Annotated in this window: 10 protein-coding genes; 8 read left to right on the forward strand and 2 right to left on the reverse strand. The window is 48.8% G+C overall.

Annotated features, from left to right (window positions below; all coding sequences use genetic code 11):
• Window positions 1-75 precede the first annotated feature (75 nt).
• Window positions 76-1,260: a SpoIIE family protein phosphatase gene (locus VFC92_13675; protein ID HZK09228.1), complete on the reverse strand. Its 1,185-nt coding sequence runs from the start codon at window positions 1,258-1,260 to the stop codon at window positions 76-78.
• Window positions 1,261-1,344: 84 nt separating this feature from the next.
• Window positions 1,345-3,210: a [Fe-Fe] hydrogenase large subunit C-terminal domain-containing protein gene (locus tag VFC92_13680; protein ID HZK09229.1), complete on the reverse strand. Its 1,866-nt coding sequence runs from the start codon at window positions 3,208-3,210 to the stop codon at window positions 1,345-1,347.
• A 395-nt stretch (window positions 3,211-3,605) separates the two neighbouring features.
• Between VFC92_13680 and VFC92_13685 the strand changes: the two genes are divergently transcribed.
• From VFC92_13685 to VFC92_13720, 8 genes are all read left to right on the forward strand, one after another.
• Window positions 3,606-4,070 (forward strand): NAD(P)H-dependent oxidoreductase subunit E, encoded by a 465-nt coding sequence (locus VFC92_13685; protein HZK09230.1) that lies wholly within the window; start codon window positions 3,606-3,608, stop codon window positions 4,068-4,070.
• Window positions 4,070-6,013, forward strand: a complete 1,944-nt coding sequence (locus tag VFC92_13690) for an NADH-ubiquinone oxidoreductase-F iron-sulfur binding region domain-containing protein (protein ID HZK09231.1) — start codon at window positions 4,070-4,072, stop codon at window positions 6,011-6,013. The genes VFC92_13685 and VFC92_13690 overlap by 1 nt, the downstream gene beginning before the upstream one ends.
• Window positions 6,014-6,074: 61 nt before the next feature.
• Window positions 6,075-7,796 (forward strand): [FeFe] hydrogenase, group A, encoded by a 1,722-nt coding sequence (locus VFC92_13695; protein HZK09232.1) that lies wholly within the window; start codon window positions 6,075-6,077, stop codon window positions 7,794-7,796.
• Window positions 7,797-7,936: 140 nt separating this feature from the next.
• Window positions 7,937-8,323 carry a response regulator gene (locus tag VFC92_13700; protein ID HZK09233.1) on the forward strand — a complete coding sequence of 129 codons (387 nt, stop codon included), beginning with the start codon at window positions 7,937-7,939 and terminating at the stop codon, window positions 8,321-8,323.
• Between the two features lie 5 nt (window positions 8,324-8,328).
• Window positions 8,329-9,498, forward strand: coding sequence for an ATP-binding protein (locus VFC92_13705; protein HZK09234.1), 1,170 nt, complete (start codon window positions 8,329-8,331; stop codon window positions 9,496-9,498).
• A gap of 10 nt (window positions 9,499-9,508) precedes the next feature.
• The gene (locus VFC92_13710) at window positions 9,509-10,147 is read left to right on the forward strand and encodes a redox-sensing transcriptional repressor Rex (GenBank protein HZK09235.1); all 639 of its coding nucleotides are present in this window, start codon (window positions 9,509-9,511) and stop codon (window positions 10,145-10,147) included.
• 218 nt (window positions 10,148-10,365) lie between these two features.
• Window positions 10,366-11,793: a [FeFe] hydrogenase H-cluster radical SAM maturase HydG gene (gene hydG, locus VFC92_13715; GenBank protein HZK09236.1), complete on the forward strand. Its 1,428-nt coding sequence runs from the start codon at window positions 10,366-10,368 to the stop codon at window positions 11,791-11,793.
• Between the two features lie 42 nt (window positions 11,794-11,835).
• Window positions 11,836-12,093 (forward strand): hypothetical protein, encoded by a 258-nt coding sequence (locus VFC92_13720; protein HZK09237.1) that lies wholly within the window; start codon window positions 11,836-11,838, stop codon window positions 12,091-12,093.
• The last annotated feature ends 10 nt before the right edge of the window (window positions 12,094-12,103 follow it).

Here is a 12,103-nt window from a genome sequence, read left to right on the forward strand (position 1 = left end):
AATATGAAAAATGCATCCGTTTTTATCCTGCTTACGCCATACATTACACGACTAGCGCCCTGTGTCTTGCCTCTCTCAAATATAATCTATCGTCACCGTCTTGAGGAATTTGTCTTCGAGCAGGGCGGCAATGCGTTTCACTACGGTGCGACGTATCTCGAGTTCCACGGGCAGGTTGGGGTCCTGATGTGCGATGTTGATGCGCGTGCCGACGATAAAGTTAATCTCGTCGCTTTCCAGAATCATCTTCACGATGCTGTCGGCGGGGCCATTGCCCGGCACCGTTTGGTTGGTGTAATGGCGTAACTGGTTGGCAACTTTTGTCAGCGTAAGGATGCCTTCTGTGATCAGATCGACACCATCCATGGAGGAGGTGGGTGGCAGGTCGGGATCTTCAAACTCGAAAGAGTCGGTGATTTCTTTGCCCCACTCCCGCGAGATGATGTCGGCGGTGGTGGCGCCGCTGAGCACTTTCAATCCGTTGAAGGTTCTTACCCTCCGGGCATATTCCTCGTCTTTATCTTTTTCGTAAGGAGGGCCGGTGCAGATGAGCATCTTACGCGGCTCCCGGAAATAAATTACCGCACAACTGGTGTCGTCTTTCAGCGTAAATGAGTCGTTGAGAGTGGCGCGTTTTACAGCGCGCTCGCCCAGCTCATAAGCCGAAATAACAGGCTGCTTGATAACTTCGCCCAGCATAAACTCCGAAAAGTCGTCGCGTCCCCATCCAAAAGGAAATTTCTCGCTACCCATCCCCGACTGCGTAATGCCATCGGAGCAAAATACGATGCGGTCTTCCTTTTCGGGAAGAAAAGAACAAACGTGTAATTCTTTGCCCTGGTTTTTTTCGCTTTCGAGCACTACTTCCTCCCACCCGGGATCGAACAAGCTGCCATCGCGGATGATGAAAGTCGGCGGATTATCGTACTCAAGAATGCTCACGCGGCCACCTATTTCTATATCGACAATTGTAAAAGTGGCATAGCTGATTTTGCGCTCGCTACAAACGGGCAGCGTATTCATGATGATTTCGGCAATCTTGCTGAAGTCCTGGTGCTCTTCGGTAAAGTTGAGCGCCATGGTAGCCGTGAGTGTTCCCAGCATGTTGGCTTTTACGCCGTGTCCCATGCCATCGCTCAATACTGCGATGAGTCTGTTTTCTTCTTTAACCTTACGGTGCACAAACACGTCGCCGCAGATGCGCTCGCCATGGTGGTTGCGCTGCTGGCAGTTGACTTCTATATGGAAATTCTTAGACATAATTTTAAAAAAAAATCCAAAAACGCATGGCGCGAGGCGCAAAGAGCAAAAGGTTCTCCCTTTCTACCTGCTACTTATTAATTTTTAACCTCTTCCTTCCCCCTTTTTCTTCCGGTGCAACTGTATGATGCTGTTGAGCATGGCTTCGGTCTTGGAAGCGCCTTCGCCCAGCAGAAACCCGATTTGCTGCACCATCTCCAGGTTTTGATCGATCACCTCGGTCACGCGCTGGATAATCTGTTCGTTGCGCACCTCGGGCGAAAACATATCGCGCACAATGCCACCGGCCACTTTGCCTGGCTTTATCGAGAAAACACTCAGGTTTAAAAAAGCCTCTTCAATCTTCACATCACGGCTCAAAATATCCTCACCGGTGTCGAGCACATTCTGGAAAACTTTATAAAACTGCACCGGCACCAGTGTCTTCAGATTGGCACCACGCAGTCCGGGAATGATTTCGTCGATCTCGTGTGCCTCGTCGCCCAGCAGCTCTACAAAGCTTCGATTCGAAGAGACTATCTTCAGCTTTTCATCCACAATCACCACCCCCGAAGGAATCTGGTTGAGGATGGCGCGCGAAGTTTCCAGCTTATCATTGATCAGCTCACTAGTAGCACTCAGCTCGAGCATTTCGTGTTTCAGCTTCTCCTGTTCTGCTGTCTGACGCGTGTTGCTTTCGCGCAGGGTGGCGATATAATTATTTTTATTTTTTATATTAAATTCCAGGCACATATCCGTACGGGTAAGCCCTTGTGCCACGCCTTTGGCAAAGGCATAGCAATTTTCGAATCCACATCCGTGACATGCCTCCGTTGTAGTGGCTTTTCCAGTTTTCCCGAGCAGCGCCAGCACCTCATCAATTCGCTTTTGCGGTGGAGCGGGCAGCCGTTGGTCGTCGGGCACGTGGATGCGGCTGAGATCGAGCGTGGCAAATTCTTCCATAGCCTGCTGCCAGACAGCTTCATCGGTTCCTGCCAAGCGTCGCTGCGAATATCCTGTTACCAGAGCGTCGCGCAGATGCTTGTCGCCACCCGCGGTCATGCCTGGCCCCATTACACAACCATTGTTATAAAAAATATTGAAATGATGCCGGATCTGGTCGATGTTTTTGCCAAAAGACGCCACGGCCTGCAATGCTTCCGGATCACCTTCCGCCGTTAATGCAGTACCATCAATCAGATTCTGGCAGATGCCGCCCGCCTCCAGTATACCGCTGCTGATGGGATACAACGAACCCATGCGTCCGTGCGGCGGATCAAAATCAGAATATTCAAGCTGACTTTCATGGATGTGATGCTCCTGAAACAAAGCGCGCAACTCCGTAAAAGTGATCACTGCATCCACACCATTTTCGCCGTCAGCACCAGCATGCGCCTTTGCGGCGATACACGGACCAATGTAAACCGTACGAAGTTCTTCCCCAAACTTCTGCCGCATTACGCCCGCCATGGCCTGCATAGGAGCGACGATAGGCGCAAGGTTGTCGGTAAGATGCGGATAAAATTTCGTAACGAAAGCCACCATGGCCGGGCAGTTGGCCATAAGATAAAACTTGCCACGGGTCCGTTCAAAAAGATTTTTATAGGCGCGTGCCACCAAATCGACGCCAAAGGAAGCATCAGCTACTACCTCGAAGCCAAGCTGCCGAATCATCTCTACAAACTTGCGATAGTCGGTGATGTCGGGAAATTCGCCAGAGATACTTGGATCGACCAGAGCGGCCACTTTTTCGTTGGATTGCAGCAACTGTCTCACCTGGCTAATCGATTCGAGATAAGTTATAGCGCCATCGGCACAGGCGCGCACACAGGCGCCGCAACCTATGCACCTCTCATGCTCGATTACCGGTGGCTCGTTGGCCGCAACAATGCGAATAGCATGCACCGGGCATACCCGTGCACATTGCTGACAGTCGGTGCATTTTTCTGTATCGATCCGGATAAGGTTCATGTTTTGTTGAATAAAGCTTTATCAAGTATGTCGATGATGGTTTCCGATGTAATATTATTGTAACGATGCTGGTTGATTTCAATTGCCGGTCCGCTTTCGCAATTGCCAAAGCAGTGTTTCCCTTTGAAATTTACTTTGTGGGTAAGCTGGCGCTCGGACAAATAACTTTTAACTAGTTGAACCAAATGCTTATTCCCCCGTGCAAAGCAGGAACTTCCCAAACAAATTACGATTTCTGTTTTCTGTAGCATGAATCTATTAAAAATTGCGTGAGCAAATATCCATAAAAAAACGACGCAAGATTTTTTTAACGTTAAAAAAATCACGTTGTGAATTTAATAACATAAATATATTATTTTTGGCAGTGGTTCAACAAAAACGATAAAAACGGCTGCATGAGCACTATCCAAAACATTTTACGTAAATACCCAACCCCTGATCGCAGCTTGCTGTTGCCCATCCTCCAGGAGGTGCAACGCAGCGAAGGTTACATTCCGGCGGAAGCGGTAATTATGATCAGCGACTATCTGAAAATTCCTACCAGTAAAGTCTATTCTGTATCGGCATTTTACGAAAGGTTCCGGTTCGCTCCCGGTGCCAAATATGCAATCTGTCTGTGTGACGGAACGGCCTGTCACATGGAAAAATCCGGATTATTAATTAAGGAATTTGAAAAACAACTGGGCATTACCACCGGACAAATTACCCGCGACAAGCTTTTTAGCCTCAACACTTCAACGTGCATGGGCGCCTGCGGAAAAGCTCCGGTAGTAAGGATCAACAACGATTTCCACACCGGTGTCACCATCGAACAGGTTGCTGAACTACTCAATTCCATCAAAAATCAGGAGGAGAAATAATGGAAGACGCCACTGCCAACACCCGCTTTTTGATTGACAATCTGGTACTCAACTTTACCAACGAATACAGCGACGAAGTACATATGCGCCGTGAGCTACTGCTGCACGACAACCTGCGCAAGCCAGTAATTTATGTCGGGATGGGAACCTGCGGAATTGCCGCCGGAGCCGAACAAACCCTCGCAGCGATAACAGAATACCTGTCCCACAACCGGATTGACGCCGAGGTGGTGGAGGTTGGATGCTTTGGTCTGTGCAGTGCCGAGCCACTCATGGACTTTCAGATGCCTGGAAAAGCACGTGTGAGCTTTCAGAAAGTTCACCCTGCCGACGTTCCCGGCCTGCTCGACGAGTGCTTCCACAACCAGCTCTCCGGTAACCATGTGCTGGGACAGGTTCGCAACGAAAACCATGAATATTATCACGACCTGCCCATCATTAACGACCTGCCGTTTTTTAAACATCAAAAACGCATCCTGCTTTACGATTGTGGTGAGATAGCACCTTCCAGCCTCGACGAGTACCTGGCACGCGATGGCTACAAAGCCTTTATGAAAGCCATCCTTAACTACCCGCCCGAAGAAGTTTGTGAAATCCTTGTGAGCAGTGGCCTGCGCGGGCGTGGCGGTGGGGGATATTCCACAGGCGAAAAATGGAAAAAAGTGCGCAACAGTGCTGACGACCAGAAATATTTGATTTGTAATGCCGACGAGAGCGATCCAGGCGCGTACATGGACAGATCACTGGTAGAAGGAAATCCGCACCGCCTGCTCGAAGGCATTGCCATTGCTGCCTATGCCATTGGCGCCAGCAAGGCATACATTTACATACGCTGCGAGTATACCATAGCTGTAAAACGCCTGAAGCTTGCCCTCGAACAAGCCTATAAATTTGGTTTCCTGGGCAACAGTATCGGCAAGAGCGGCTTTAGTCTGCAGGTTTATCTGCGCGAAGGACCCGGCGCTTTTGTGTGTGGGGAAGAGACTGCGTTGATAAAAAGTTTGGAAGGCCGGCGCGGCGTTCCCACCAACAAGCCTCCCTATCCCAGCGAAAAAGGCCTTTTTAATAAACCTACCGCCATCAACAATGTCGAAACGCTCTCCAATGTGCCGCTGATCCTGCTGCATGGCCCGGAGTGGTTCAGGCAAATGGGTACCGCCACCAGCACAGGCACCAAGCTATTTGCACTTAGCGGCGACACCCTCCATACCGGAGTGGTGGAAGTGCCCTTTGGCACAACTGTTCACGACATCATTTATAACATCGGCGGCGGATTAAAAGAAGACAAAAAACTAAAAGCAGTACAGATTGGTGGACCCTCGGGAAGTTTGATTCCTGAGAGCCAAACCGACATCACCATCGACTATCAAAGTTTCGGCACAGAAAACCTCATCATGGGATCGGGAGGCATGGTAGTAATGGACGAAACCAAGTGCATTGTCGATATCGTAAAATACTTTATCAACTTCCTGCAAAAGGAATCGTGCGGCAAATGCATCCCCTGCCGCGAAGGCACCAACCGGATGTTTAAAATCCTGGAAGCCATCACTCACCGCCCCGTAGAGGACGCCAGACATGAATCGTTGTCGCGTTTCAAGGGCATTATGCAGCTCGAAAGCCTGGCATCGGTAATCAAAGAAACTTCGCTGTGCGGACTGGGCAAGACGGCACCCAACCCGGTGTTGACGGCATTAAAGTGGTTCAGAGAGGAATTTGAAGAGCATATCTACGAGCGTCGCTGTCGTGCCAATGTATGCAAGGATCTGCGCACCTTCATCATCAGTGCCGAGCGCTGCACCGGCTGCATGGTTTGCCTTCGCAAGTGCCCCGAAGATGCTATTGTAGGAGCAGCACACCAGCCGCATTTTATCATTCAGGAAAAATGCAATAGCTGCGGTATCTGCTTCGACGTTTGTAAATTTACAGCTATCGATATTTTATAAAAATACAATTCATTGCGGAATTTCAACGCCATCGGCTTCACAACAATAAGGCAGAAAGCTCATGATATTTAATATAGAAGTAAACCAAAAGACGATAAAAGCACGCAAAGGCGACACAATACTGGAGACGCTTCGGCGCAACGGTATCACCGTACCAACGCTGTGCAACATGGAGACATTTACGCCCACAGGAGCCTGTCGCATCTGCGTGGTAGAGATCGAAGGACGCAACGACCTGGTTCCCTCCTGCTCATATCCTGTAGAAGAATGGATGAAAATCCATACCCATTCTCCACGCGTAATCCATGCCCGCAAAACAATTGTGGAGCTGCTGCTGTCGAGCCATCCCGACGACTGCCTTTACTGCATCCGCAACGGAAACTGTGAACTGCAGGACCTGGCCGAGCAGCTGGGCATCCGCGAGCGCCGCCTGCCCATGGTGAAAACTTTTTTGAAACAAGACCCATCGAGCGCCAGCGTAGTGCGCGACTCAGCCAAGTGCGTTTTGTGCGGACGCTGCGTGCGCTTCTGCAAAGAACGCATCGGCATCTCCACTCTCGACTTTATTGGCAAAGGGATGAAAACCCTTGTGGGTCCTACATTCAACAACCAGCTAAACGTATCCAATTGCATCAACTGCGGGCAATGCATCATGATGTGCCCCACGGGAGCACTGCACGAAAAGGACAACATTAGCCAGGTGCAGCACGCACTGCAAGACCCGGAAAAATATACCGTAGTGCAAGTATCACCAACGGTATCGGTGTCACTGGCCGAAGAGTTTAATGTAAAACCCGGCCGTGAGCTCGATGGCCTGCTGGTAGCCACACTGCGAAAAATAGGCTTCCGTAAAGTTTTTAAAACAGCTTTTGGCGCTGATATGATGGTGTTGCAAATTGTGGACGAGCTGATGCAACGCATCGAAGATAACACGCTCCTGCCCATGTTTTCGAGCGACTGTCCTGCTTTTGTAAAATACATGGAAGAGTACCACCACGACCTGCTGGATCACCTTTGCACATCCAAATCACCGCAGCAGATTACCGGCAGTCTTATCAAACATCACTTTGCACGTCAGCAGAAAATCAAGGCCGAGACCATCCATTCGGTGTCGCTGATGCCCTGCACTGCCAAGAAGTTTGAAGCACAACGCGACGAAAATACCCACCGCGGCATATCCGATGTGGATACTGTACTCACCACCCGCGAGCTGGCGCGACTTATCCGCCTTTACGGCCTCGACATACAGCAGGTTGCCCCCGAGCTGCCCGACTCGCCTTTTGCAATCCGCAGCTCGGCGGGAAAAATTGTGGGTGCCAGTGGCGGCGTGGCAGAAGCCGTGTACCGGACGATATATTTCAAGCTTACAGGCAAACAAATGGTCAATTTCAAAGTCACTGCTTTGCGTGGCAACAAAGCCATCAAAGAAGTGCATGCGAAAATAGGAAATACCAAAATTGGCTTTGCAGCGGTAAACGGGCTGGCCAATGTTTTTGATCTGATAAAACAAATCAAAGCCGGACGCGACGACCTTCATTTTATCGAGGTGATGGCCTGCCCGGGCAGTTGCATAAACGGTGGCGGACAACCACTGACCAAAAACACCAATGCCATCAATGCGCGCATAAAAACACTTTATGATATCGATGACAAAGAATCGATCAAGGTATCTCACAAAAATCCATCAGTTATCGATCTTCTCGAAAAATATCAGGGGCGCGAATATGAATCGTTTCGGGAGAATTTCAAGACATCTTTCCGCCCGCGCGAAGTGATGCGATAGCGTTTTATCATTGCCAACAGGCCTTTTATTTTATTAATAAATGATTTGATTTTTAAAAACTGAACTACTTTCCGTATCAAACTGCCCTGCACCTGAGACGTTGAAATAAACTTGACTATGAATTCCAAAAATAACTGATCATGAAAAAGACAATTCTTATTGTAGATGACGACATGGATTATCTATATCAGCTAAAGTTGAAAATAGAAGGTTTCGGCTTTGAGGTTGTCACCGCCGACAGCCAGCACGAAGGCGAGCAGTTGATAGAAACCTTTAAGCCCGACCTGGCTATTCTTGATCTGATGATGGAAAATGAAGACAGTGGCTTTGTACTCAGCTACAAGATGAAAAAAAAGTATCCCGATGTACCCATAATAATAGCTAGCTGCGTTACAGCCGAAACCGGTATGTCGTTCGATCTGAGTGAAGAGAGCGATCATCAATGGATCAAAGCCGACCTGTTTCTCGACAAAGGCTTCCGCGGCGATCAATTGGAGAAGGAGATTAAGAAGCTATTGAAGATATAGCTGCTATGGCAACATTAAAAATCCTGGTGGTCGACAATGAGCCGGACATCCGTTCGAGGGTGACACGCATCCTGCGCAACTTCAAAGTGGATTATCCTTTTATGGATCAGGTGTACGAATTTGAAATTTCGGAGGCAGGCACAGGCGAGGAAGCCATCGAACAAATCGACCGGAAGCAGCCCGACATTATGCTGCTCGAAAACAAACTTCCGGGCATAAAGGGCGTGATGGTACTCGAAGACATCCGCAACAAAAAATTAGATATTTCTGTGGTGATGATCACTGAATATGCCTCGTCGGAGTTGGCCGTTAAGATTGCCAACGACGATGCTGTCGACTTTATTCAAAAACCAATTACACCACAGGAGCTCAAGTCGTCGCTCAAAACAATTACCAAAAAAATATACCTGAAACGCATGGCGCGCAAGATGGCGCCCAAAGACAAACAGGTACGGTTTCAGTTTCTTTCGGTGCTGTCGCACGAGCTTAAAGCCCCGCTCAATGCCGTGGAAGGCTATCTGAACATGGTAAAAGAACGCCAGCTGGGGACCAATCTTAACGATTACAACGAACTGATAGACCGCTCGCTAAAAAGACTTCATGGAATGCGCAGCCTGATCTTAGATCTGCTGGATCTTTCCAAAATAGAATCGGGTGTGCGAAGCCAACGACCCAAAAATACTGACCTGGTTGAAATTGCCCGCAACGCCATCGATACCATAATGCCTTTCGCCATTCAAAAAGAGGTAACTGTAAACCTGGACGCTCCCGAAAAGCTCGTGATGATGTTTGATGCCAACGAGATAGAAATCATCTTCAACAACCTTATTTCTAACGCCATCAAATACAACCACCAGGGCGGCACCATAGATATCACTTTACGATCCGAAGATCATCAAACCATGATAAGTGTAAAGGATACGGGCATAGGCATCAGCCAGGAAGATCAGGAAAGGCTTTTCAAAGATTTCGTCCGTATAAAAACCAGTCAAACCAAAAATATCACCGGCAGCGGCCTGGGATTGTCGATCGTGAAAAAGGTGGTGGAACTCAATAAAGGTCATATCACGGTAGAAAGCCAACCCGGCCAGGGAAGCACCTTCAGCATTTGGCTGCCCGTACCCGACAGGAAAGATGACAAACCTTTATCCACCTCTGCCAGCGCAACTTCCTAATCCTGGAGCCATGAAGCCCATACCTGACAAAACCATCGAACGGCTGAGCATGTATCGGCGCAACCTGATGGCTGTTATAAATAGCGGCACCAAATACCTTTTTTCGCACCAACTGGCAGCGCTCATGCACACCACACCGGTGCAAGTACGCCGCGACATCATGCTGATAGGATATAGCGGCACCATGCGCAAAGGCTATCATATCGGTGATTTGGTGGAGCGTATCGGTAACATCATTGACAGCCACGACGGGAAAAATGTGGCCGTTGCAGGAATCGGTAACCTGGGCAAAGCCATCATCAGCCACTTCAACGGCAAGCGCAGCAAGCTTCGCATCATCGCTGCCTTCGACAACGACCCGGAAAAATACGGCCATCTCTTTGCCGGAGTCAGAACCTATCCGATGTCGCAAATCAACGAGATTGTCAAACAACAAAATATCTCCATCGGCATCATTTCCGTACCTGAGGGTAATGCCGAAGAAGTAGCCGAAAGACTCGTTAACGCCGGCGTGACGGGCATCCTTAACTACACCTCGTGCCCGCTCAGGGTGCCTGCTCATGTGTACCTCGAGGAATATGACATGCTCACCTCCATCGAAAAAGTGGCGTACCACACCAAGGCGCTTCTTGATATTAATATGTTGTAAATTGAGAAATGGATTGTAAATGATGAAGGATGCCATTTTATTGGCAAACATGCCGATTTGTGCAAAAGACTGCCTGCATACATCCAACCTGCCTAAGACGGATTAAAAATTACTTTGCAGGAATAACCGGTTACACCGTCCAATTTTGTAATACACGTTTCGCCCAGTTTTGCTCTAATGTTCGTTCCTTTGTTAAAGCAAATTTAAGTTTTAACAAAATGAAATTCAATCCAGAAAAATGCGCCATTGCCGATGAACGGATGAAACCTTTTATCGATGCTGACGAGCTGTGGGGACACCTGCAGCAACCCAAACCTGATGCAGCGCGTGTACGCGAAATTATTGCCAAATCGCTCAACAAAGAACGACTGACCCTGGCAGAAACGGCGGCGCTCATCCTGGCTGATGAGCCGGAACTGATAGAAGAGATAAAAAATGGTGCCCGCGAACTGAAGAAAAAAGTGTACGGCAACCGCATCGTGCTTTTCGCCCCTTTGTACATCGGCAATCATTGCATCAACAATTGTAAATATTGTGGCTTTAAAGCTTCTAATAAATTTGCCGTAAGGCGAACGCTCACCGACGAGGAAATTATAAAAGAAACTGAAGCCCTCGAAGACAACGGACAGAAGCGGCTGATCCTGGTTTACGGCGAGCATCCGAAATACAGCCCCGAATACATTGCGCATACCGTGCGACTGGTTTATGGAGTAAAAAAAGGTAATGGAGAAATACGTCGTGTAAATATCAACGCAGCGCCACTTGAAATTGAAGGCTTTCGCACCGTGAAAGAAGCCGGCATCGGCACCTTCCAGGTTTTCCAGGAGACCTATCACCCGGAAGAGTATAAAACATACCATCCCAGCGGCCCCAAGAGTAACTTCGAATACCGCCTCACCTCACTCGACCGTGCTCAGGAAGCCGGTGTGGATGACGTGGGCATCGGCGCTCTGTTTGGCCTCTACGACTGGCGCTTTGAAGTGATGGGATTGGTTCGCCACACCAACCACCTCGAAGCAGTTTACAATGTTGGCCCACACACTATCTCTTTTCCGCGCATTAAGGACGCTTCCGAATTTGATATCAATCCGAAATATGAGGTGAACGATGACGACTTTGTGCGCATCATCGCCATCCTCCGTCTGGCAGTGCCCTACACCGGGATGATACTTACAGCCCGTGAAGCGCAGCACGTTCGTACCGAGGTGATGCAGTTTGGTGTATCTCAGATCGACGGCGGCACCAAGCTTGAAATAGGCAGCTACTCCGATTCACTCAACGAGGAGCAAAACCTCAACCGCGAGCAGTTCAAGATAAACGATCCGCGCTCGCTTGGCGAAGTTGTGGATGAGCTGCTCGATCATGGCTATCTGCCGTCGTTTTGTACGGCCTGTTACCGCAAAGGGCGCACCGGCGAGCATTTTATGGAGTTCTCAGTGCCTGGATTTATCAAACGGTTCTGCACCCCCAACGCCATGCTTACCCTTGCCGAATACCTCGAAGATTACGCCAAACCCGAAGTGGTGACCAAAGGCTGGAAAGTGATCGAAGAGAACAAAAAAGAGCTTGCAGGGTTTGACCGGCTGGAGGAGCTCAACGAGCGCATCGAACGCATAAAAAATGGTGAACGTGATCTTTATTTTTAAATTTAAAATGGATTCTTTTTTATTAATACAGCATTAATCGTAATGAAGCAAACTAAGATCTTAGGTCTTTTGATACAGGATCGTATCAAGGAGGCAGGCCGCACACAGCAAGTGCTCTCTAATTATCACCACCTCATCCGTTCCCGGCTGGGTTTTCATGAGCTGGACGATGCATCGAACAGCAGAGCCGGCATTATTACGCTGGTACTTCACGATATGCCCGACGAATGGCGGGCTTTGGAAGAGGAGCTGAAAACCATCAGCGGAATAGAAATTCAGGAAATGTTATTTCAATATTAAAACAAGCACT

The sequence above is a fragment of the Bacteroidales bacterium genome, assembly GCA_035647615.1.
In the GTDB taxonomy this organism is placed as follows: Bacteria; Bacteroidota; Bacteroidia; order Bacteroidales; family 4484-276; genus SABY01.

Bases quoted from the DNA above. Each gene is read 5' to 3' on its own strand.
- VFC92_13720 (HZK09237.1), top strand. From the start codon at position 11,836: ATGAAGCAAACTAAGATCTTAGGTCTTTTGATACAGGATCGTATCAAG.
- VFC92_13695 (HZK09232.1), top strand. From the start codon at position 6,075: ATGATATTTAATATAGAAGTAAACCAAAAGACGATAAAAGCACGCAAA.
- VFC92_13680 (HZK09229.1), bottom strand. From the start codon at position 3,210: ATGAACCTTATCCGGATCGATACAGAAAAATGCACCGACTGTCAGCAA.
- VFC92_13700 (HZK09233.1), top strand. From the start codon at position 7,937: ATGAAAAAGACAATTCTTATTGTAGATGACGACATGGATTATCTATAT.
- hydG (HZK09236.1), top strand. From the start codon at position 10,366: ATGAAATTCAATCCAGAAAAATGCGCCATTGCCGATGAACGGATGAAA.
- VFC92_13690 (HZK09231.1), top strand. From the start codon at position 4,070: ATGGAAGACGCCACTGCCAACACCCGCTTTTTGATTGACAATCTGGTA.
- VFC92_13675 (HZK09228.1), bottom strand. From the start codon at position 1,260: ATGTCTAAGAATTTCCATATAGAAGTCAACTGCCAGCAGCGCAACCAC.
- VFC92_13685 (HZK09230.1), top strand. From the start codon at position 3,606: ATGAGCACTATCCAAAACATTTTACGTAAATACCCAACCCCTGATCGC.
- VFC92_13705 (HZK09234.1), top strand. From the start codon at position 8,329: ATGGCAACATTAAAAATCCTGGTGGTCGACAATGAGCCGGACATCCGT.
- VFC92_13710 (HZK09235.1), top strand. From the start codon at position 9,509: ATGAAGCCCATACCTGACAAAACCATCGAACGGCTGAGCATGTATCGG.